The organism is Sphingomonas sp. jy18 (genome assembly GCF_056931895.1).
Genome location: NZ_JBXPBT010000005.1, coordinates 47,322 through 67,505, shown reverse-complemented (window position 1 = coordinate 67,505; position 20,184 = coordinate 47,322). Strand labels below are relative to the sequence as shown.

At 66.2% G+C, this 20,184-nt stretch carries 21 protein-coding genes and 1 tRNA gene; 11 read left to right on the top strand and 11 right to left on the bottom strand.

Annotated features, from left to right (window positions below; genetic code table 11):
- Positions 1–40: 40 nt before the first annotated feature.
- The 3 genes from AC0QC4_RS13100 to AC0QC4_RS13090 are packed head-to-tail and all read right to left on the bottom strand — an operon-like array spanning position 41 to position 2,970.
- Positions 41–1,540, bottom strand: coding sequence for an SPOR domain-containing protein (locus AC0QC4_RS13100; RefSeq protein ID WP_483660361.1), 1,500 nt, complete (start codon positions 1,538–1,540; stop codon positions 41–43).
- A 31-nt stretch (positions 1,541–1,571) separates the two neighbouring features.
- The gene (locus tag AC0QC4_RS13095; protein WP_483660360.1) at positions 1,572–2,234 is read right to left on the bottom strand and encodes a hypothetical protein; all 663 of its coding nucleotides are present in this window, start codon (positions 2,232–2,234) and stop codon (positions 1,572–1,574) included.
- 13 nt (positions 2,235–2,247) lie between these two features.
- Positions 2,248–2,970 (bottom strand): AAA family ATPase, encoded by a 723-nt coding sequence (locus tag AC0QC4_RS13090; RefSeq protein ID WP_483660359.1) that lies wholly within the window; start codon positions 2,968–2,970, stop codon positions 2,248–2,250.
- Positions 2,971–3,146: 176 nt separating this feature from the next.
- Between AC0QC4_RS13090 and AC0QC4_RS13085 the strand changes: the two genes are divergently transcribed.
- Positions 3,147–4,409: an SPOR domain-containing protein gene (locus tag AC0QC4_RS13085; RefSeq protein ID WP_483660358.1), complete on the top strand. Its 1,263-nt coding sequence runs from the start codon at positions 3,147–3,149 to the stop codon at positions 4,407–4,409.
- A 36-nt stretch (positions 4,410–4,445) separates the two neighbouring features.
- Here AC0QC4_RS13085 and AC0QC4_RS13080 read toward each other — a convergent pair whose 3' ends face one another.
- Positions 4,446–6,404 carry an energy transducer TonB gene (locus tag AC0QC4_RS13080; protein ID WP_483660357.1) on the bottom strand — a complete coding sequence of 653 codons (1,959 nt, stop codon included), beginning with the start codon at positions 6,402–6,404 and terminating at the stop codon, positions 4,446–4,448.
- A 98-nt stretch (positions 6,405–6,502) separates the two neighbouring features.
- Between AC0QC4_RS13080 and AC0QC4_RS13075 the strand changes: the two genes are divergently transcribed.
- The gene (locus tag AC0QC4_RS13075; RefSeq protein ID WP_483660356.1) at positions 6,503–6,970 is read left to right on the top strand and encodes a TlpA disulfide reductase family protein; all 468 of its coding nucleotides are present in this window, start codon (positions 6,503–6,505) and stop codon (positions 6,968–6,970) included.
- A 6-nt stretch (positions 6,971–6,976) separates the two neighbouring features.
- Here AC0QC4_RS13075 and serB read toward each other — a convergent pair whose 3' ends face one another.
- Entirely contained in the window at positions 6,977–7,891 is a 915-nt protein-coding gene (gene serB, locus AC0QC4_RS13070) for a phosphoserine phosphatase SerB (protein ID WP_483660355.1), read from the bottom strand.
- Here serB and miaA point away from each other — a divergent pair.
- The 4 genes from miaA (at position 7,851) to ilvC (ending at position 12,364) form a co-directional block, all read left to right on the top strand.
- The gene (gene miaA, locus AC0QC4_RS13065; protein WP_483660354.1) at positions 7,851–8,825 is read left to right on the top strand and encodes a tRNA (adenosine(37)-N6)-dimethylallyltransferase MiaA; all 975 of its coding nucleotides are present in this window, start codon (positions 7,851–7,853) and stop codon (positions 8,823–8,825) included. The two genes, serB and miaA, sit on opposite strands and share 41 nt — an antisense overlap.
- Before the next feature lie 79 nt (positions 8,826–8,904).
- The gene (locus AC0QC4_RS13060; protein ID WP_483660353.1) at positions 8,905–10,701 is read left to right on the top strand and encodes an acetolactate synthase 3 large subunit; all 1,797 of its coding nucleotides are present in this window, start codon (positions 8,905–8,907) and stop codon (positions 10,699–10,701) included.
- A 5-nt stretch (positions 10,702–10,706) separates the two neighbouring features.
- Positions 10,707–11,222, top strand: coding sequence for an acetolactate synthase small subunit (gene ilvN, locus AC0QC4_RS13055; protein WP_483660352.1), 516 nt, complete (start codon positions 10,707–10,709; stop codon positions 11,220–11,222).
- Between the two features lie 95 nt (positions 11,223–11,317).
- Complete coding sequence (ilvC, locus tag AC0QC4_RS13050) at positions 11,318–12,364, top strand: ketol-acid reductoisomerase (RefSeq protein WP_483660351.1); 1,047 nt, start codon at positions 11,318–11,320, stop codon at positions 12,362–12,364.
- A 98-nt stretch (positions 12,365–12,462) separates the two neighbouring features.
- On the opposite strand, the gene AC0QC4_RS13045 is transcribed toward ilvC, so the two are convergent.
- From AC0QC4_RS13045 to AC0QC4_RS13035, 3 genes are read right to left on the bottom strand one after another with little or no spacing between them, the layout of a single operon-like run.
- Positions 12,463–12,771: a polyhydroxyalkanoic acid system family protein gene (locus AC0QC4_RS13045; protein ID WP_483660350.1), complete on the bottom strand. Its 309-nt coding sequence runs from the start codon at positions 12,769–12,771 to the stop codon at positions 12,463–12,465.
- A gap of 18 nt (positions 12,772–12,789) precedes the next feature.
- A complete protein-coding gene (locus AC0QC4_RS13040; protein ID WP_483660349.1) occupies positions 12,790–13,188 on the bottom strand; it encodes a hypothetical protein in 399 nt (132 codons plus the stop codon).
- The gene (locus AC0QC4_RS13035) at positions 13,188–13,847 is read right to left on the bottom strand and encodes a prolyl hydroxylase family protein (RefSeq protein WP_483660348.1); all 660 of its coding nucleotides are present in this window, start codon (positions 13,845–13,847) and stop codon (positions 13,188–13,190) included. The genes AC0QC4_RS13040 and AC0QC4_RS13035 overlap by 1 nt, the downstream gene beginning before the upstream one ends.
- A 186-nt stretch (positions 13,848–14,033) precedes the next feature.
- On the opposite strand from AC0QC4_RS13035, the gene AC0QC4_RS13030 reads away from it, so the two are divergent.
- Positions 14,034–14,110: transfer RNA gene (locus tag AC0QC4_RS13030), tRNA-His, on the top strand.
- Positions 14,111–14,249: 139 nt separating this feature from the next.
- Positions 14,250–15,302 carry a Glu/Leu/Phe/Val family dehydrogenase gene (locus tag AC0QC4_RS13025; RefSeq protein ID WP_483660347.1) on the top strand — a complete coding sequence of 351 codons (1,053 nt, stop codon included), beginning with the start codon at positions 14,250–14,252 and terminating at the stop codon, positions 15,300–15,302.
- A 173-nt stretch (positions 15,303–15,475) separates the two neighbouring features.
- Here the strand turns inward: AC0QC4_RS13025 and AC0QC4_RS13020 are convergent, their stop codons facing one another.
- From AC0QC4_RS13020 to AC0QC4_RS13010, 3 genes are read right to left on the bottom strand one after another with little or no spacing between them, the layout of a single operon-like run.
- On the bottom strand, positions 15,476–16,261 hold the full coding sequence (locus AC0QC4_RS13020; RefSeq protein ID WP_483660346.1) for an SDR family NAD(P)-dependent oxidoreductase: 786 nt from the start codon (positions 16,259–16,261) through the stop codon (positions 15,476–15,478).
- A gap of 25 nt (positions 16,262–16,286) precedes the next feature.
- Positions 16,287–16,922, bottom strand: a complete 636-nt coding sequence (locus AC0QC4_RS13015) for an NrsF family protein (protein WP_483660345.1) — start codon at positions 16,920–16,922, stop codon at positions 16,287–16,289.
- 4 nt (positions 16,923–16,926) lie between these two features.
- Positions 16,927–17,451, bottom strand: coding sequence for a sigma-70 family RNA polymerase sigma factor (locus AC0QC4_RS13010; RefSeq protein WP_483660344.1), 525 nt, complete (start codon positions 17,449–17,451; stop codon positions 16,927–16,929).
- A 213-nt stretch (positions 17,452–17,664) separates the two neighbouring features.
- Between AC0QC4_RS13010 and ccmC the strand changes: the two genes are divergently transcribed.
- From ccmC to AC0QC4_RS12995, 3 genes are all read left to right on the top strand, one after another.
- The gene (gene ccmC / locus AC0QC4_RS13005; protein ID WP_483660343.1) at positions 17,665–18,381 is read left to right on the top strand and encodes a heme ABC transporter permease CcmC; all 717 of its coding nucleotides are present in this window, start codon (positions 17,665–17,667) and stop codon (positions 18,379–18,381) included.
- A 187-nt stretch (positions 18,382–18,568) separates the two neighbouring features.
- Positions 18,569–19,723, top strand: coding sequence for an Acg family FMN-binding oxidoreductase (locus AC0QC4_RS13000; protein WP_483660342.1), 1,155 nt, complete (start codon positions 18,569–18,571; stop codon positions 19,721–19,723).
- Positions 19,720–20,184: a MarR family winged helix-turn-helix transcriptional regulator gene (locus AC0QC4_RS12995; protein WP_483660341.1), complete on the top strand. Its 465-nt coding sequence runs from the start codon at positions 19,720–19,722 to the stop codon at positions 20,182–20,184. The genes AC0QC4_RS13000 and AC0QC4_RS12995 overlap by 4 nt, the downstream gene beginning before the upstream one ends.

Genomic DNA, 20,184 nt, shown 5'->3' with positions numbered 1-20,184 from the left:
TCGGTGGCCTTTTGGCAACATCGGAACCGCAGTAGCCTTGTCAGCGCGCAGCCACCCGGGTCGGGGTCTGGCGCGATGCCCAGCGCACCGGCTCGTTCGGCGCGACATTGCGCACGAAGCAATCGCTGCCCTGGCGGCGCATCGCGCTGCAGGTCGCCTGCGCATCGGCACGGCTGTCGAAACCGGTGGCGACCAGCCGATAGACGGTGCGCCCGCCCACCGTCGCCGAAACGCTGACGCCGTCATGACCGGCCAACTGGCTGTAGCGACGCGCATGGCTGGTCCAGCCGTTGCGGGCAACGCCGACGCTGTCGAATGCGCCGAGCTGGATCGCCCAGCCGGACGTGCGCACCGGGCCGCTCGGCGCGGCTGCCGGAGCGGGTGCAGCGGCAGGAGCGGTGGCTGCCTGACCAGCCGGGGCTGCCGGCGCAACGCTCGCGCGGCCGGCAACGCGCACCGGGCGGGGCGCAGGCGCAGGCGCTGCGGCGGCATTCGCCGAAGGCTCGGCCAGCGGCGCAACCATCGCCACCACGCCGCGCAAAGGCTGGATGATCGGATTGGAGACGAACAGGATGCCGTCGTGCATCACACCCTGCTGCGCGGCCGGGGCCGCGGCGGGAGCAGCGGTTTCGGCAGCCGCCACCGCGACGGCCGGGGTCGGCGCCGGCTGGGCTGCCGGTTCGGCCTCGTCGAGCAATTCGGCAACAAGCTGCGCCCCGCTTTCGAGCGGCGCGGGCGCAAATTCGGCGAGCGGGGCGGGATCGGCAACGGGTGCCGCTGCCATCTGCATCGCCGGGCTGCTGCCCAGCGCGAGCCGCACCGGCATGCCGGGATCTTCGACGATGTCCGCGCCGATCAGCCCGGCGATGCGATGCCGCGGATCGCCGGCTTGGGCCATCGCTGCCCACTGCTGCATGCGCTCCGCGATGCGGGCGGGGCCGATGTCCTGCGCGCCGATCAGCCGTGCTTCGAGCCAGCGACCGGCCAGCGCATAAGCCAGCGCCAGATTCTGGCGGTCACGCGGAGTCGAATCGCCGGCGCGGACCACGTCGGTCAGCACCAGCGCCCCGCGCTCGGCCTGTCCGGCCAGCGCCAGCGCCAGACCGAAGTCGGACGCGGGCAGCGTCCCGGCATTGGCATCGATCAGGTCGAGCGCCTGCTGGTTGCGGCCGGTGGCGATCAGCGCCAGCGCATGGCCGATGATGACACGCGGATGATCGGCGCCGAGCTGGCGCGCCGCATCGAAGCTTGCCTCGGCCGAGGCAAAGCGCCCGTCCGCCATATAGACCTGGCCCAGCAGCACCCGATATTCGGCGTTGACGGGCGCCGCGGCGACCGCCTCTTCCGCAAAGCGCACGGCGCGCTCATGCCGGCCGCGCTCCAGCGCTTCGCTGGCACGTTCGGCAGCGCGGGCAGCGCGCGCCGGGTTGCTCTGCTGGCTGGCGCCATCGTCGGCGATCGCGCCCGCCTGCGGCACGGCGATACCGGCCAGCATGGTCAGGCCGAAGGCAGCGAATTTGAACGAAACTGAGCGGGTCATGACAGTCTATTCCCTGTGGGCAGGCTCTGCATCAGCAACGGGCATTCGCCGGGAGCCGGGCGGCGAAGGCATCGATTTCAGGCTGGGTGGACAGAAACTCGTCGACCAGCGCGATCAGTATCTGCTGGGCGGAACGATTGGAGGTCGCGCTGGCGAGCCGCAGCCTGAGGTGGCGATCGGGGTCCAGACGCAGCGTGAAGGCATAGTTGCCGCGCGTGCCGGCCTGCGCACGCGCTGCGGGCTTGCGCTGCGGGCGGCGGGGCGCGGGCTCGGCCATCTCTTCGACCGCGGCGGCAATCATCGCCCGCTGGCGCACCACCAGCGGCGGTTCGCTGGCGGCCGGCAAGGGCGCGTCGGCCACGAAAGGGGCGACACTCGCCGAAACCGCAGGTTCGGGCTCGGGCATCGCCCGCTCGACGGCGTCGGCGAGCGCGTCGATGGCATCGACCTCATCGGCTGCCGGGTCGACAGAGCTCAGCATCGGCGAGAGGCCGTGGCTTGCTCCGCGCGGCGGCTCCACCGCCAGATGATGCGGATTGACGTCATAGCCCATGTCGTTCCAGCCAAGATCGTCATGGCCATGGAAACCCGCACCCACGCCCGGCGCCGTCTGACGGCGCATCGCGGGGCGGGCGCTGCCCTTGCGGGCGAGCAGACCGGCGGAAAGGGAAGCGAGCGGCTTGGATTCGGCCATGGTTGCGCCCTCCTCAGCCAGCCACGCGGCGGCCGAAGCCGCCACCGAGCGGACGGATGGCGCCAGGCATCGCGGCCTGCTGCATCGCCGGGGCGCTGAAGATGGTGCGGCGGAAATTCTTCTCGAGCCGGTCGGAGATATACTCCCACAGCCCTTCGACTTCCTGCGCCGAGCGACCGTTGGGGTCGACTTCCATCACCGTGCGGCCATCGATCATCGACGCGGCATAATCGGTGCGGTGGTGCAGCGTGACGGGAGCGACCGTGCCATGCTGGGAAAGCGCGACAGCGGCCTCGCTGGTGATCTTTGCCTTGGGCGTCGCGGCGTTGACGACAAAGATCAGCGGTTTGCCGGCGCGATCGCACAGATCGACAGTGGCGCCGACGGCACGCAGATCGTGCGGGCTCGGCCGAGTCGGAACGACGATAAGCTCGGCAACCGAGATGACGCTCTGGATCGCCATGGTGATCGCCGGCGGCGTATCGATGACCGCGAGCTTGAAGCCCTGCTGCCGCAGAACGTCGAGGTCGGAGGCCAGCCGCGCGACGGTGGTCTGGGCAAAGGCGGGATATTCGCTTTCGCGCTCGTTCCACCAGTCGGCCAGACTGCCCTGCGGGTCGATGTCGATCAGAACGACGGGGCCAGCCCCGGCGCGCTGGGCCTGAACGGCAAGATGGCCGGACAGGGTCGTCTTGCCCGATCCACCCTTTTGCGATGCCAATGCCAGAACGCGCAAACCCGGTCCCCTTGCGAAATGCAGTAATCCGGGAGCCTGTTTTTCATTTCCGCCCTAAAATCTGGTTAACAAGTTGCGACGGGGCGGAACAATGCGCACGACATTGCTAACATTGCATTCACCACTACACTGCTAGGAAAGCCGCTCCTTGTTCCAGCGACCGGACGACAAAATCTATGCCCCGTACCCGCCCTGCCCTGCTGCTGACCACGGCCTGCCTGATGCTGGGAGCGCTCGCGCCAGCCAGTCCGGCGATGGCCGATGTCCTTGCCGGCGTCACCGCTTGGGAAGCGGGGGATTTCGACCGTGCCGTGCGCGAATGGCGGCCGCTGGCGGTTGCCGGCGATGCCGACGCCCAGTTCAATCTGGGCCAGGCCTACAAGCTCGGGCGCGGCGTGCCGCAGGATCTGGCCCAGGCAGCCGACTGGTTCGGCCGCGCTGCCCGGCAGAACCATCTGCAGGCGCAGGACAATCTCGGCCTCGTGCTCTATGATATGGGCAACCGCGCCGACGCCTTGCCGTGGCTGCAGCAGTCCGCCGCGCGTGGCGAACCGCGCGCCCAGTTCGTGATGGGCGCGGAGCTGTTCAATGGCGAACGCATCTCGCGCGATTGGCCGCGCGCCTATGCCTTCATGAAGCGCGCCAGCGATGCCGGGCTGCAACGCGCTGCAGGCGCGCTGGTGCAGATGGATGGCATCATCCCGCTCGAGCAGCGGCAGCAGGGCCTGCAGATGGCGGCAGCGATGGAGGCAAGCGAACCGCAGGCGCGGCTAGCGGCCATGTCGAGCGCCGCCCCGCCGCGCGCCGCCGGCACGCCGACCATCCGCACCGCCGATCTGCCACCCTCGCAGCCGGGCACCAGCTACACCCCGCCGCCGATCGAGCCGCTGCCCGCGCCGGTCCACGTGGCGGAGGCGGCAACCGCCGTCGCCCCCGACCAGCGCCTCGGCCCGCCCCCGCCACCGGCACCCATTGTCGCTCCGCCAGCGGTTACCCGGAGCATGGATCCCCGCAGCGCTGCCACGGCGGCCGCTGCCGCGCCCTCCGATGACGGCCTGCGCCCCGGCCTCTCGGCCTCGCTCGGCAGCGGCACTGCGCCCGAAGCCGCACCTGCACCTGCGCCAGTGCCGCCGGTTCGTACCGCACGGGCGGCCCCGGCCGTCCCGCCAGCGGCGCGGCCCGCGCCCGCCAGCCCCGGCGCAGCGGAAAGCAGCGGCGGCAGCTGGCGCATCCAGCTCGGCGCCTTCAGCAACCGCCGCGGTGCCGAACAGCGCTGGGCCCGGGTGCAGGCCCGCCTCTCCGGCGCATCGCCCAGCTACACCAGCGTCGGCAATGTCGTCCGCCTGCAAGCCGGCGGCTACCCCAGCCGCGCCGCAGCCACGCAGGCCTGCGCCGCAGTGCGCGCAGATTCGCCGGATTGTTTCGTTGTTGCGCGGTGAAACCGCGCGCCTCTCGCCAGCGCCGCGCCGCGATTTTCAAGGTATCTGGAAGATGACCGTGCTGCTTGCTCCACCGCAGCCGGGGTCTCCGCCCGGACGATAGCTTTGCGTGTATCGCGCATCGCGTGCGACGCCCTCTGCGGCATCATTGAAGACGAACGGGGGATAGCTGATAACAGCCCGCTGGCGTTCGGTCCGGCCATCGGGACGAATATCATATTCTACCCGCGCCCAGCCTTCGAAGCCCCAGTTGAGGGCAGCTTGCGGATAATCGGCTGACGAGGCGCCCGTGCGCGTTCGGGTCGGCTGTGCGTCGACAAGCGAACATTGCTGCGCGTCGATCCCGGTTGCCGCGTAACTGGCGCGCGCTGCCTCGAGCGTGCCGGATGCTGCCTGAACATTCGCCAACCTGACCAAAGCAGCCACCCGCAATGGATGGTCTCGGGAAAGCCGGGCGTCATCGACGACCGCTTGCAATACCGGCAGCGCGTCGACGTTGCGCCGCCGCGCAATAAGCGCTTCTGCAATCTGGATCCGCAGGACCGAAGAGACCGTGGAATCGTTGGCAAACTCGGGGCGATCCAGCAGACTGCGGCTCTGGACGAGCAAGGCTCGGGCGTCGGTCGTATCGTAACGGGGTACAGCCAGCTCAAGACCCGCCAGGACCGTCGCAGGCGCCTGCGCCGCCCGCGCAAGGGCGATCGCCTCTTCCCCAGCGGCAATCGATTCTTCCGTCGTGGCAATTTTGTTGGTGGTGATGGCCATCAGCACCGGAATAAGGCCGATCCCTGTCTGTCCGGCCCTGCGACGGGCCAGTTCGGCACGCGCCTGCATCAGAACGCCGGCCTGTGAATCGCCGGCATCGAATGGCTCGATGGCCTGCGCATTGACCCAGGCACCAACCTCCGACCACAGAAATGCATCGATGGGCGGCGCGCCGCCCGCGGTCGAGCAACGCAACTCCACACGGACAAATGCTCGCAGCAGCGGCTGCATATTGACGACGTCCTCAGGTCGCCATGACCATAGCATTACTGCATCGGCAAATGTCCGCGCGGCGGCATCACCACCGCGCGAGACATAGACCGGCGTCGCATAACTGACGGCCCCCGTCTCGGCGATGCCGAATTCGACGACCGCCCTGTCGTCTGGCGCAAGACCTGTCGGGCCGCCGCACGGCGGGGGCGCCATGTCGGCAGCGCTGCCGAATACGCCATCTCCCAAACGCCCGGTACCGGTGAAGGCAAAATAGCGCCTGGCAGTATCCGTGTCGCCGGACAGCGTCGCTGCGATGGCCAAATCGGCTCGGGTCACAAGCTCACTCGCGGTTACCGACCGATCCAGCCCGCCTTGGTCCGCCACAGCTTGGCGCAACTCGACATTGGCGCCGCGATAATCCCCCTGGTTCAACAAGATTCGGGCGCGCGCCGCCCTCGCCGAGGCGATGTTGATCCGGTTGTCGCGTCCACCTGCCAAAGCAAGGGCCAGTGCCTCGTCAGCATATGCCAGACCCGCGGCCTGATCTTCAAAACTGCTTGCCCGTGCCAATCTCACCAAAGGTTCGAAACGGTTTTCCTGCGGTGCCAGCGCCAACGCCGCCCTGAACGCAACGCGCGCACGTGTGTAATCCAGCCGGCGTCCATACAGGCGGCCCAGTGCCAGATAGGCAGAATAGCGATCGGCTTGCGTGACGGAATTGTCTGCGGGAAGAATCGCCATGCCCTGCTCAAGGGAGGATATGGCCTCGCCGTCCCGAAACAGGGCCTCTTGGCAAATGCCTTTTCGAACGCCGATCGTCCCTCTGACCAGCGTGCTGCTGCGCGGGGTCAGGCGCGCTTCCAATGTTTCGAACATCGTCACGGCCTCGGCGCAACGGCCTTGCGCGGCGTCGGCCGAAGCTGCGTCAAACTGCTGCTGAACCGTCATCGATTCGACGGCTACTGGCGGAGCATCGGCGGCCCCCGACTGCAGGAGCAGAGCTGCGATCAACACCATTGATTCTCCGTCACCCAATATTCACATGACTGGCAGCCAGACCAATCTGTTGATAATGTCCATCAATAATTGAACCGGTAGGCGACGCAAGTATCGCGATGAAAACTTTCGATAAACTGTCTGTTGGACTGCGTTACATAGTGGTTGCCATGTTTGCGGCCACGGCGCTGCCATTCGGTCTGTCGCATACCACACCCGCACAGGCGGAAAGCGGCGTTCCGCTGCCACCATCGGCGGTCCTGCTTTTCTGGGCATCATGGTGTGCCCCTTGCCAAGCCGAAGTCAGGGATATCGCTGAGCTTGAGCGCGCCGCCGCACCGCTGCGCGTGGTCATTATTCCTATCGAGCCGCGCAGGCAGTGGCAGCCCCTGCTCCGCTCACTGCGACCCGATCAAATGTACCTCCCTCCCGAAGGTGGCATGACCATGCTGCAGCGGTTGACAGGGGGCCGCGCTGCGTTGCCGGTGTCGATCGCAGTCGATGCCGATGGCCGGATTTGCGCAATCCATTACGTCGGCGTGACGGCAGCCCTTCTCGAGCGATGGCGCACTATTTGCGGCAACTAGGGCCAGTCAGACCGACCGCTCACCGGACTTGAGCCCCAGCGCATAAAGCAGACTGCGGTGGTCGCCGACGCGCACCGCTGCATCGGCTGCTGCGACCGCCTTGGGGTGGCCGTGATAGGCGATGCCCAGCCCTGCTGCGGCGATCATCGGGATGTCGTTGGCACCATCGCCTATGGCGATGCAGTCTTCCATGCCGATGCCGAGCGCCGCGGCTTCGGCTTGCAGCACGCTCAGCTTGGTGGCGCTGTCGACGATCGGCGGCAGCACCCGGCCGCTCAGCTTGCCGTTTTCTATCGCCAGCACATTGGCCACCGCCCGGTGAAAGCCGATCAGCTCCGCCACCGGTTCGGCGAAGCGGGTGAAGCCGCCTGACACCAGCACGCAGCGGGTGCCATGCGCGGCCAGCGTGCGGATGAGCGCCTGTGCGCCCGGCATCGGGCGGACCCGCTCGGCCAGGCATCGGTCGATCACGCTCTCGTCGAGCCCGGCGAGGCACGCCACCCGCTCGGTCAGCGCCGCCGCAAAATCCAGCTCGCCCCGCATCGCGCGTTCGGTGATGGCGGCAATCTGCGGCTTGATCCCGGCATAGTCGGCCAGTTCGTCGATGCATTCGACAGTGATCATCGTCGAATCCATGTCGGCGACCAGCAGGCGCGGCAACGGCGCGTCGGCGGGACGGATGATGACATCGAGATGCGGCAAGGCCGCTTCCAGCCGCTCCCGCACATCGGCCGCCCCGCGGCCCGGTGGCGAGGCCGTGCGACCGAAGGCTATCTGGCAAGCCATGCCGTCGATTACCGGCCCCCCCGTCCCGCCGACAAGATCGCACGCTGCCGAAATATCTCCCGGACCCAGCCTCTGCGGTGCTACCAGCGTTGCGATGAATGCGGACACGAACACTCTCCCTGCGGTGGCGCTCATTGCAGGGCCGACCGCCAGCGGCAAGAGCGCAATGGCGATGGCGCTGGCGCGGAGCCTGCGCGCGGCCGGGCGCGAGGCGCTGATCGTCAATGCCGACGCGAGCGGTGTCTATCGCGATATCCCCGTCCTGTCGGCACAGCCCAGCCGCGCCGACCAGGCCGAAGTGCCGCACGCGCTGGTCGGGCACATCGATGCCGCCGACAGCTGCAATGCCGCCCGCTGGGTCGAAGAGGCACGCACCGCGATCGATTCCGCCACGGCGCACGGCGTCATCCCGATCATCGCCGGCGGGACCGGCCTTTATATCAAGACATTGCTGGAAGGCATCGCGCCGGTGCCGGACATTCCCGCCGAGGTCCGCGCCGCTGTGCGGGCGCTGTCCGCACGCGCTGCGCATGCGCGACTGTCGACCGTCGATCCTGCCTCTGCGGCACGGCTGCGCCCGACCGATACAACCCGCGTGCAGCGGGCGCTCGAAGTCATGCTGGGCACCGGGCGTCCGCTCGGTGCATGGCAGCAGCAGACCGTCGGCGGCATCGGCGACCGCATCGCACTCACGTCCCTCTTGCTGCTGCCGCCGCGCGACTGGCTGCGCGCGCGCTGCGATGCGCGGCTGGAGACGATGTTCGCGGGCGGGGCGGTGGAAGAAGTGCAGGCGCTGCTCGACCGGCGCCTCGACCCGACACTGCCGGCGATGAATGCCATCGGCGTGCCCCAGATTGCCGCCTGGCTGACCGGCGAATTCGCCCCGCAGGACGGCACCGCCTGGCCGCTCGCCGACAGCCAGCGTGCCACGCGCCAATATGCCAAGCGGCAGTATACTTTTTTCCGCGGCCAGTTCCCGTCAGCGTGGGATCGCGTGGAACACGCATTAAATAATCAAGACGTAGGTCATATTGTAACTAAATTACGCGATAAGCTGTTGACAGGATAGATTCTACCGCCTATCCGCCCCGCCCAACCGGTGCTAAGGCGCTCCCGCCACCGCCGCACATAGGTACAGTGTTTCTACGATGACCGCCCCTTTCCCCGCTCCCACCACCGATACGGCACCCCCGCGCGAACTGTCGGGTGCGGACATCGTCGTGCAGGCGCTGGTGGATCTGGGCGTCGACACCGTGTTCGGCTATCCAGGCGGCGCAGTGTTGCCGATCTATGATGCGCTGTTCGAGCATCCGCAGATCAAGCACATCCTCGTCCGCCACGAGCAGGCGGCGACCCATGCGGCAGAGGGTTATGCCCGTGCCACCGGCAAGCCCGGCGTGGTGCTGGTCACCTCCGGCCCCGGCGCGACCAATGCCGTCACCGGCATCACCGATGCACTGATGGATTCGATCCCGATGGTCGTGCTGACCGGGCAGGTGCCGACGACGCTGATCGGCACCGATGCCTTCCAGGAATGCGATACTGTCGGCATCACCCGGCACTGCACCAAGCATAACTATCTGGTGATGGACCCGGCCCGGCTCGGCCCGGTGATGCATGAGGCTTTCTACATCGCCACCAACGGCCGCCCCGGCCCGGTGGTGATCGACATCCCCAAGAATGTGCAGGTCGCCACAGCAGAATATGTCGTGCCCGAACAGATCGAGCACCGCAGCTACCGCCCGCAGGTCGAGCCGGATGCCACGGCCATCGCCGATGCGGTCGCGCTGATCGCGGCAGCCAAGCAGCCGGTATTCTACACCGGCGGCGGCGTCATCAATGCCGGCCCGGAGGCGAGCGAGCGCTTGCGCGAACTGGTGGCGCTGACCGGCGCACCGGTCACCTCGACGCTGATGGGCCTTGGCGCATTTCCCTCGACCGATGCCAACTGGCTCGGCATGCTGGGCATGCACGGCACCTATGAAGCCAATTTCGCGATGAACCGCGCCGACCTGATCATCGCGGTCGGCGCGCGCTTCGACGATCGCGTCACCGGGCGGCTTGATGCCTTTGCGCCGAACTCGAAGAAGATCCACATCGACATCGACCGCAGCTCGATCAACAAGATCGTGCCCGTCGACGTCGGCATCGTCGGCGACGCCAGCCGCGCGCTCGCAGCCATGATCGCCGAATGGAAGGCGCAGGGGCACAAGGCCAACGACCTCGGCGAATGGTGGCGGCGCATCGATGGCTGGCGCGCGACGCGCTGCCTCGACTTCCCGGAGAAGACGGACCCGTCGGCGGAAATCATGCCGCAGCGCGCGGTCAAGGCGCTCTATGACGCGACCCGCCATCTCGACCCGATCGTCACCACCGAAGTCGGACAGCACCAGATGTGGGCGGCACAGCATTTCGGATTCGACGGCCCCAACCGCTGGCTGACCAGCGGCGGGCTCGGCACCATGGGCTATGGCTTCCCCGCCGCCAATGGCGCGCAGGTCGCCTTCCCCGACCGGCTGGTGATCTGCATCGCGGGCGAAGCGAGCCTGCAGATGAACATCCAGGAGATGGGCACGGTCAGCCAGTATCGTCTGCCGGTGAAAATCTTCATCCTCAACAATGAATGGATGGGCATGGTCCGCCAATGGCAGGAGCTGACCTATGAAAGCCGCTATTCCAACAGCTACTCCGACAGCCTGCCCGATTTCGTCAAACTGGCTGAGGCCTATGGCTGGACCGGCATCCGCATCGACACGCTCGGCGAACTCGACGGCGCAATCCAGCGGATGATCGACACGCCGGGGCCGGTGATCGTCGACTGCCGCGTGTCGAAACAGGCCAACTGCTTCCCGATGATCCCCTCGGGCGCGGCGCATACCGAAATGCTGCTGCAGGCCGCCGAGGTCACCGGCACGATGGACGACGAAGCGAAGGCGCTGGTGTAAGCGACATGAAAATCACCCAAGCCAAGGCGGAACGCCACGTCCTCGCCGTCACCGTCGACAATGAAGCCGGCATCCTCGCCAAGATCACCGGGCTGTTTTCGGCGCGCGGCTACAATATCGAGAGCCTGACGGTGGCGGACATCAGCGCCGACCATGCACTCAGCCGCATCACCATCGTGACCAGCGGGCCACCCGCTGTGATCGACCAGATCATCGCCCAGCTCGACCGGCTGGTGCCCGTCCACAGCGTCACCGATCTCACAGAAACCGGCGCGCATGTCGAACGCGAGCTGGCGCTGGTCAAGGTGGCGGGCACGGGCGAGAAGCGCATCGAGGCGCTGCGGATGGCCGACGTGTTCCGCGCCAAGGTGGTCGATACCACGCTGACCAGCTTCATCTTCGAGATTACCGGTACGTCCGACAAGGTGGACAGCTTCATCACGCTGATGCGCGAGTGCGGGCTGGTCGAAGTGGGGCGTACCGGCGTGGTCGCCATCGGGCGGGGGGCCGAGGGGGCGTAACCTGTTCCCCTGCGCAGGCAGGGGCCCATCACCGAAGTCATCAGTTGGACCCCTGCCTTCGCAGGGGAACACGAACAGCAGGGCAGGAACTACCAATGCAAGTCTATTACGACGCCGACGCCGATCAGCAACTGATCAAGGACAAGAAGGTCGCCATCGTCGGCTACGGCAGCCAGGGCCACGCCCATGCGCAGAATCTGCGCGACAGCGGCGTCAAGGATGTCGCCATCGCGCTGCGACCCGGCTCCGCCACCGCGCAGAAGGCGGAAGGCGCTGGCTTCAAGGTGCTCAGCAACCGCGAAGCCGCCGAATGGGCCGACGTCATCATGGTCCTTGCGCCCGACGAGCATCAGGCCAAAATCTATGCCGACGATCTCGCCGCGCACATGAAGCCGGGCAGCGCGCTTGCCTTTGCCCATGGCCTCAACATCCACTTCGGCCTGATCGATCCGCGCAGCGACATCGACGTGTTCATGGTCGCGCCCAAGGGCCCCGGCCACACCGTGCGCAGCGAGTATCAGAAGGGCGGCGGCGTCCCCTGCCTGATTGCCGTTGCGCAGGAAGCCAGCGGCGAAGGCAGCGCGGCGCGCGGCAACGGCTATGCCAAGGCGCTCGCCCTGTCCTACGCCTCGGCTGTCGGCGGCGGCCGCTCAGGCATCATCGAAACCACCTTCCGCGAGGAATGCGAGACCGATCTGTTCGGCGAGCAGGCCGTGCTGTGCGGTGGCATCACCCATCTGATCCAGGCCGGCTTCGAAACGCTGGTCGAGGCCGGCTACGCGCCCGAAATGGCCTATTTCGAATGCCTGCACGAAACCAAGCTGATCGTCGACCTGCTCTATGAAGGCGGCATCGCCAACATGCGCTATTCGATCAGCAACACCGCCGAATATGGCGACATCAAGACCGGCCCGCGCATCATCACCGCCGAAACCAAGGCCGAAATGAAGCGCGTGCTGGCGGACATCCAGTCGGGCCGCTTCGTCAAGGACTTCGTCCTCGACAACCAGGCCGGCCAGCCCGAACTGAAGGCCAGCCGCAAGGCCGCCGCCGCACACCCGATCGAACAGACCGGCGCCCAGCTGCGCGCAATGATGCCGTGGATCGCCAAGAACAAGCTGGTGGATAAAGCGAAGAACTAGGTTTCATCCGTCATTGCGAGCGGAGCGAAGCAATCCAGAGTTGGCGCAAACCGCTCTGGATTGCTTCGCTCCGCTCGCAATGACGTTAATGTCTTGGCCTACCCTTTCCCCAGCAACAGCTTGTCCCCTGCCATGCGGATGATCCCTTCGACCATCGGCTGAACGAAGCCCATGCCCATCGGCAGTCTGTAGTCGATTTCCAGCACCCCCTCCTCCACCGTCGCCGTGGCCGGAATGCTGCGCCCCATCGCACTGATCTCGAACGCCAGCACATTCGCGCTGCGCCACTCATGCGTCACAGAACCGATCCCGCCGGGAATCAGCTTGACCAGATCGTCGGCCCGCGCCGCCATGCGGCGGCGGACCTCGTCGTCGGGCAGATCGTGGGGGATGCGGATGGTGGGCATGGTATCCTTAATGTCGGATTACAGCAGTAACAGAAAAACCGAGGTCAAAACCGCATAGAGTGCATAGCCAATAGGAATCGTGAGCAATGCCTCGCGCGATTTGCGCTTGTATCCTCGCATTCCCAATATAATTGCCCCTCCAATCGATATGGTGAGCAACGGAGAAACAATCAGAAAAAATATCCATTGGCCATTTGATAATTCAAGTTCCGACCTACCCTTCTCTCTTGTTATTTCAGAATTAATTTGACTTTCTATTCTTAAAAGCTCATCCGAATTGATGGAGCGTTGCGTGAGCTCTTCTTTCGCTGCTTCAATCGCTTCAATTTCAAATTCACTGGGTTCAGATTGTGCAATCCGGACAAGGTCCTCATTCGCAAGTGCAGCGAATTGAGTCTTAAATCTGTCCTCCGCCATCAATTGACTCCCCATGGCCAATGCCGCTCACGAAACCATTTCGTGATCACATATTTGCGCCCCTTGCGGACCTTCATCGCGTGATGCAGCGTCCAGGGGTTCACCGCGCCGTCAGGCGTCAGATTGCACCACGCAAGCAGCTTGCCCCGCTCCGGCTGCCAGATCTTGTCGATCGAGGAAAAGCGCGTCGCTCCGCCGGCGTCGACCGTGTTGAGATAGATCATCGCCGTCCAAGTTCGCTGGCCACCATGCTGGGTATGTTCGGCATAGTCGATGCCGGTCGGTTCGAAATAATCGGTGTGCCCCTTGAACTGTTGCCCGACATCGTAGCGCTGCCCCTGCAGCGGTTCACCGAACGGCGCGGCGATACCCATCAGGTCGCAGATGCGCGCATCGATGGCAGCAACGAACGGGTCCTTGTGGTCGAGATCGCCAGTGGTCGAGGTGCGGAACTCCGGGTCGCCGATATCGTCGGTGATGGTTGATGGACGCACCACCCCGTCGATGCGCTCGATCAGCCAGGCGCATTCTTCGACGGAGAGAAACTTCGGCAACGCGAACTGCTGCACCGTCGCCACCGGCACCTTGCGCACGCCAGGCGTGGCGGCCAGTCGCTCTGCCGTGCGATCGGCGTTGGACAAGGAAAGATCGTAGATCATGCGCGTCAGGCCATCATCGTCGCCCCGTCCGTAAGCCGGGGCCGCTGTCGCAAGCGCGCTACCCCGAGAGCGGTCCCGGCTCAAGGCTGAGGCGACCAGCCGAGGATTCCCCTTGCCCGCCGCACGGCACATCGCTATCGGGCTGCCTTCGACTTCGCAGCGCCGTTGAGCGCGTGCAGGTCCGTGGCGATCATAGCTCAGCTGGTTAGAGCGCCGGTTTGTGGTACCGGAGGTCGTGGGTTCGAGCCCCATTGGTCGCCCCATTTTTCCCAAGAGTGATAATGTCCCGCAGCGCTGCCCGCCTGCGCGAGGCTGGCACGCGTCCGATTTGCATCGTGACTCGCGAGCATTGTTTGATTATTGCATATGCGCGCAACAAATTTATCCACTGGAGCGATCGCCATGCCAGCCGTCTGGGACCTGCCCGATTTCGACGACCATGAGGGCGTCCACCTGTTCCGCGATTCCGCGGCCAGGCTGACCGCCGTGATTGCGGTCCATTCGACCCACCTCGGCCCGGCAGCAGGCGGTGCGCGCTACTGGCATTATGCCGAAAAGAACCAGGCGATCACCGACGCACTGCGCCTGTCGCGCGGCATGAGCTACAAGAATGCGATGGCAGGTCTGCCGATGGGCGGCGGCAAGGGCGTGATCATCGCCGACTCGCCGTCCGCGACCAAGAGCCCGGCGTTGCTCGCCGCCTTCGGCCGTGCGGTCGACTCGCTCGGCGGCAGCTATGTCACCGCTGAAGATGTGGGCATGTCGGATGCAGACATGGTCGCCATCTCGGGCCATACCCGCCACGTATCGGGCCTGCCGGTGGCGAGCGGGGAAGCGGGCGGCGACCCCGGCCCGCTGACCGCGCTCGGCGTCTATCTCGGCATCCGCGCTGCCATTCGCCGGGGGCTGGGACGGGATTCGGCCAAGGGTGTGCATGTCGCCATCCAGGGTGTCGGCAGCGTCGGCAGCGGCGTCGCCCGTCGCCTCGCTGCCGATGGCGCACGGCTGACGCTGGCCGACGTCAACCTCGCACGCGCCAAGGCGCTGGCCGATGAACTCGGTGCAGAGCTTGCCGACTCCGCTGCGATCATGAGCGTCGAGGCCGATGTCCTCAGCCCCAACGCGCTGGGCGCCATCCTGACCGAGGAAAGCATCGCGGCGCTGAAGGTGCCGGTGGTCGCAGGCGGCACCAACAACCAGCTCGCCACCGCCGCGCAGGGGCAGATGGTACATGACCGGGGCATCCTTTACGCGCCGGACTATGTCATCAACGCCGGCGGCATCATCAACGTCGCGCTGGAGTATCTGGGCCAGGGGTCCCGCGCCGAAGTGGAATCGCGCATCGCGCAGATCCCCGAACGGCTCGACGCCATCTGGAACGAAAGCGCGGCCAGCAACATCCCGGCGAGCGATGTCGCCGATGCAATGGCGCGCAAGCTGATCGGGCGCGGCTGAGCGGCACGAAGCACGTCTCGCTCAGCGTGAGTATGCTCCGCAGCCCTGAGCGTGTCGGTGCCGAAGGCGATGCGAAGCATCAACGGCGCTTGTCAGACAGGCGTGCTTCGACAAGCTTACCACGGCGGCCATTAGATCAGTACTAAATCGCGGGCCGGCCAGCGAGGTCGCCTTCAGCCGAGCCCTAACGTCCGCAAGGCATCGGCGATGCCTGCGCTGCGCACCTGCATGTCATCGGCGATGTGCGGGTGTGTCGGAATGTAGAACAGTCCGGCGTCCATGCCCGCCAGCGCCAGCGCCGCACATCGTTCCGGGGAGATCAGGTGGAAGCCGGGCGGTGCCGCCGACGGATCGGGCAATTGCGCCGCAATCGGCGGCGTCAGCACCCCGCCCGGGCACAGCGCATGCAGATCGATGGGCTTGCCCGCCGCCGCCGTCTCGTTGCGCAGCCATTCGAGCGCGATCAGCAGCCCGTGTTTGGTCGCGCCATAGAGCCCCAGTCCGAAACTCTTGACCGCGTCGGGTACGCTAAGCGCGTTTTCGCTGCAGGTCAGCATCATCCGCCCGCGCGATCCCGCTCCCTCGCACGCCGCAATATAGAGCTGCGCAAGCCTGAGCCCTGCGAACAGGTTGAGCTGGAACAGGCGCCATGCCTCATCGCCGAAGTCTTCCTTCAGCATTCGCCGATTGCGGCCGAGCCCTGCGTTCGAACAGACCAGCGCGGGCAGGCCATGGTCCGCGCACACCCTGTCCAGCAGCTGCCGGGGCGCGTCCGGATCGGAAAGGTCGCACATGATCGCGGCACCGCCGAGCGCCTCGGCCACCTTCGCTGCGCCGGCCGCATCGCGGTCTGCAACCACCAGCCGCGCCCCGCGCGCAGCCAGCGCTTCGGCAAGAGCCCGGCCGATCCCGGATGCGCCGCCCGTCACGAGCGCCACTTTGCCTTGGTAATCGATCATCGCCACCCCCTGCCGCGGGGGCAGGTTACCATTTCAGCAGGCGCGGGACCAGCAACCTTCCAGCCAGCGCACACAGCGCAATCGCTGTAGTGTACCACAGGCCGATGTAGGTGATCGTCGCGCTCGGGCAGTGCAACGAGAAGGCGAAGGTGCCGAACGCGCCGGCGGCAAGTCCCGTCAGCCAGCCGGTCCGCTCCAGCGCGGTGACCGCGCCGCGCCGCAGCCAGGTGACCACGCCGCCGCCGATCAGCAAGGCATTGACGCTGCTGATGATCAGGCAGGACAGCGCCGTCTCGGCCATCAGATCGTTCATCGGCAAGCCATTGGCCACGGATACGGCGACCGCGACTGCGGGAAACAGCATCGCGCAGGCTAGCGCCCACTTCCAACCCGAATTGGCCCGGCGCCCGACCCGCGGGCGGGCACTTTCGACCACCGCCGCCAGTGCGGCAAAACCGAGCAACAGCAGCGCACCGGCGCGCAGCAGCACGATGCCCTGCGGCTGGCCGGCCATAATGTCGTCGCGCAGGCCGAACAGGCTGGCGACGATCCCGACGCACAGCGCGACAGCGCCGAGCGCGAGCATCCACGCATTGCGCGGATCGACCCGGCGAACCGGCGTCAGATCGTCAACCAAAGAGTCGATGGAGAAAGGCTGCATCGAATTATCCACTCTCGATCATCGCGGCGAGCTTCTTGAGACCGCGATGAATATTGACCTTGACCAGCGATTCGGACTGTCCGGTCCGTTCCGCCGCTTCGGCCACCGCCAGCCCGTCGATCTTGACGAGCCTGATGACCATGGCTTGTCCTGCGGGCAGCTTGTCGAGCAGACGCTCCACCCCCAGTTGCGCGCCGACCGCCTCTTCGTGGCTGTCGATGCCTATGTCCTCGGGCAGTTCATCGCCTGCCTCGCGATAGCTTTTGCGCAGCCGATCCACCCAGCGAAACCGCGCTATGGCCGCGAGCCATGGCAGATAGGGCCGCTCAGGGTCGAATGTCGCGCGCTTGCGATGCACGGAAATCAGCGTTTCCTGCACCAGATCGTCGACTTCGGTCGGCGCGATACGGTTGGCGAAATAGCGCCGCAGCCACACTTGCGATGCATCGAGCACCGTCCGGTAGGCAGCGGCATCGCCATCCAGCGCACGCGCCATCAGCGCTCCGAGCATGGGGTCGCTGGCCTTCATGGCCGTTGCTCCCCGTCGGCATTCGCTGTCGAGCGTCGCTGTTGCATCCGTGCAGTCATGTTACCCTCTGTCACTGCCGCACCCCGTCCGTGTCAGCAATGACAGCCGGGTTTCGCCCCATGACGCCTAGTGGTTACAGCGTGGCCGCAGATACTCGCATATTGCGCAAAATTGCTTCCCGCGCCGCCGGTGCTCGGGTATCCGGAGCGCGCCATGCATCGCTTTGCCAATCCCACCCGCTTTCTGTCGATCGCCCGCCCGCTGACGCCGTGGCTGGCGATCATCGGCCTCGCCGCGATTCTGGCGGGCAGCTATGCCGGATTGGCCGTTGTCCCGCCGGAAGCGCGCCAGGGGGAGACCGCGCGCATCCTCTACATTCACGTCCCCGCAGCCTGGCTCGGCATGGGCGGCTGGGCCTCGCTCGCGATCGCAGCGCTGGTCCAGCTGGTCTGGCGCCATCCGCTGGCTGGCGTTTCGGCCCGCGCAATCGCCGTCCCCGGCGCGCTGTTCACCGCCATCTGCCTTTCCACCGGTTCAATCTGGGGCAAGCCGACGTGGGGCACCTGGTGGGAATGGGACGGACGGATGACCTCGATGCTCGTCCTGCTGTTCCTCTACGCGGGCTTCATCGCCTTCGTGAACAGCGATGACGAGCGCACCAGCATCAGTCGCGGTGCCGCCATCTACGCCGTGGTCGGGGCCATCAACCTCCCGATCATCAACCGTTCGGTGGTGTGGTGGAACAGCCTGCACCAACCGGCCAGCATCAGCGTTGGAAAAAGCGCCATCGCCAGCGAATTGCTCTGGCCGCTCGGCCTCACGCTCACCGGCTTCAGCCTGCTGTTCGGAGCAATCGTGCTGATGCGCATGCGCGCGATACTTGCCGACGCAAAGGTCGAAGCGCGCATGCGCCGCCTCGCTGCGGGCTGACTCCCGAAGGCACGCCTGACCCTCTCAGACCGTGATGCCGACAGCCAGCGGTGCTCCCCAGCGTCTGCCGATTACCGACTGCCACCGCGCGGCCGCTTTTCAGCCGCCTCGAGATGTCGGCATTTGCGCCTTGCCAACCTCTGCCGACTCATTTAGTTAGTCTCCGAACTAATTAAATGGAGCTACGATGATGCCCCGCCTCACCCGCCGCGCCCTCCTCATCACCGGCGGCGTGTCTGCGACCGTCGTTGCGGGGATGAGCTTTGCAGCCTGGGCGCCGGGCACCGCTTCGGCCACCGAGCCCTGGCGACGCGCCGGCGAGAGTCTTGGCGATCCCAGGCTCGATGCGCTTGCTTACGCGATCCTCGCCCCCAATCCGCATAATCGGCAACCGTGGACCTTCCGCCTCATCGGCACCGATCGCATCGACATCGGCTGCGATCTCTCGCGGCGGCTGCCATACACCGATCCTTTCGATCGACAGATTACGGTCGGTTTCGGGTGCATGCTGGAACTGCTGCGCATCGCCGCGGCGGAAAAGGGCTATGCCGCGACGATCGCCGTCTTTCCCGATGGAGAACCCTCCCCACGCCTGGACGGGCGGCGCGTAGCGAGCGTGCAATTCGCCCGCGAACCGGGCGTCGCGCGCGATCCGCTCGCCCGCCACATCCTTTCGCGCCGCTCGATCAAGACAGTCTATGCTGATCGCGCCGTGCCGCAGCGCAGTCTTGCCGCGATTACCGGCGCCGCCGGGCCCGGCGTCGTCGCTGGCGGAACCGTCGATCCAGCCCGCACCCGCGCGCTTGCGGCGCAGGCATGGGATGCCTGGCAAATCGAATATGCCATAGCGCGCACGCGGCGCGAGAGCATCGACCTGATGCGCATCGGCAATGCCGAGATCGCGGCCAACCCCGATGGCATAGAATTGGGCGGCATCCCGATGGGACTGATGCGGATGACCGGCATCATCAGCCGCGACGCGCTCGACACGCCGGGCAGCACCGCTTACCAGCAGGGGCTGGATATGTTCGATCCCATCATCCATTCGGCGCGCGGCTTTGCCTGGCTGATATCGCCTGCCAACCGCCGTGCGGACCAGATCGCCGCCGGTCGCGCCTGGGTGCGGATGAACCTTGCCGCGACAGCCGCTGGCGTCGCCATCCATCCGCTGAGCCAGGCGCTGCAGGAATTTCCCGAAATGCGCGCGCCCTATCGAGCCGTGCATCGGGCGTTGGGCGCCAGTGATGGGCGCACCGTGCAGATGCTCGGCCGCATCGGCTATGCCGACAGCGTCGATCCCACACCGCGCTGGCCGCTAGAAACGCATCTGGTCGGGGCATGACGGCTGACAATGCAACCGATCCGGAGGCAGCAGCGATCCTTCGACTGTTCACCGAGATCAGCATCATCCATCAGCTTTCGACCACCGCCGCGCGCGGCACGCTGGCGCCGATGCGGCTCAACCCGTCGGAGTTCGCGCTGCTCAGCCATTTCGCCAACCGGGGGGATGGCCAGACGCCGAGCGATCTGGCCCGGATCATGCAGATGGCCAAGCCGTCGATGTCCGCGATGCTGGCCAAGCTCGCCGCCAAGGGCTTGGTCACCCTGTCGGCGGATGCCGAGGACGCGCGTCGGCAACGGGTGCATGTGACGCCGCAGGGCAGCGAGATATTCCATGCGGCGGCAGCGGCCCTCGCGCAGCAAGTGTCGAAGGCGACGCTCGGCCTCGATCGCGCCGCGCTTGCCCGACTGACTCCTGGTCTTGCGACATTGCGGGCGCATCTCGACGCCCTGCGCGACTGA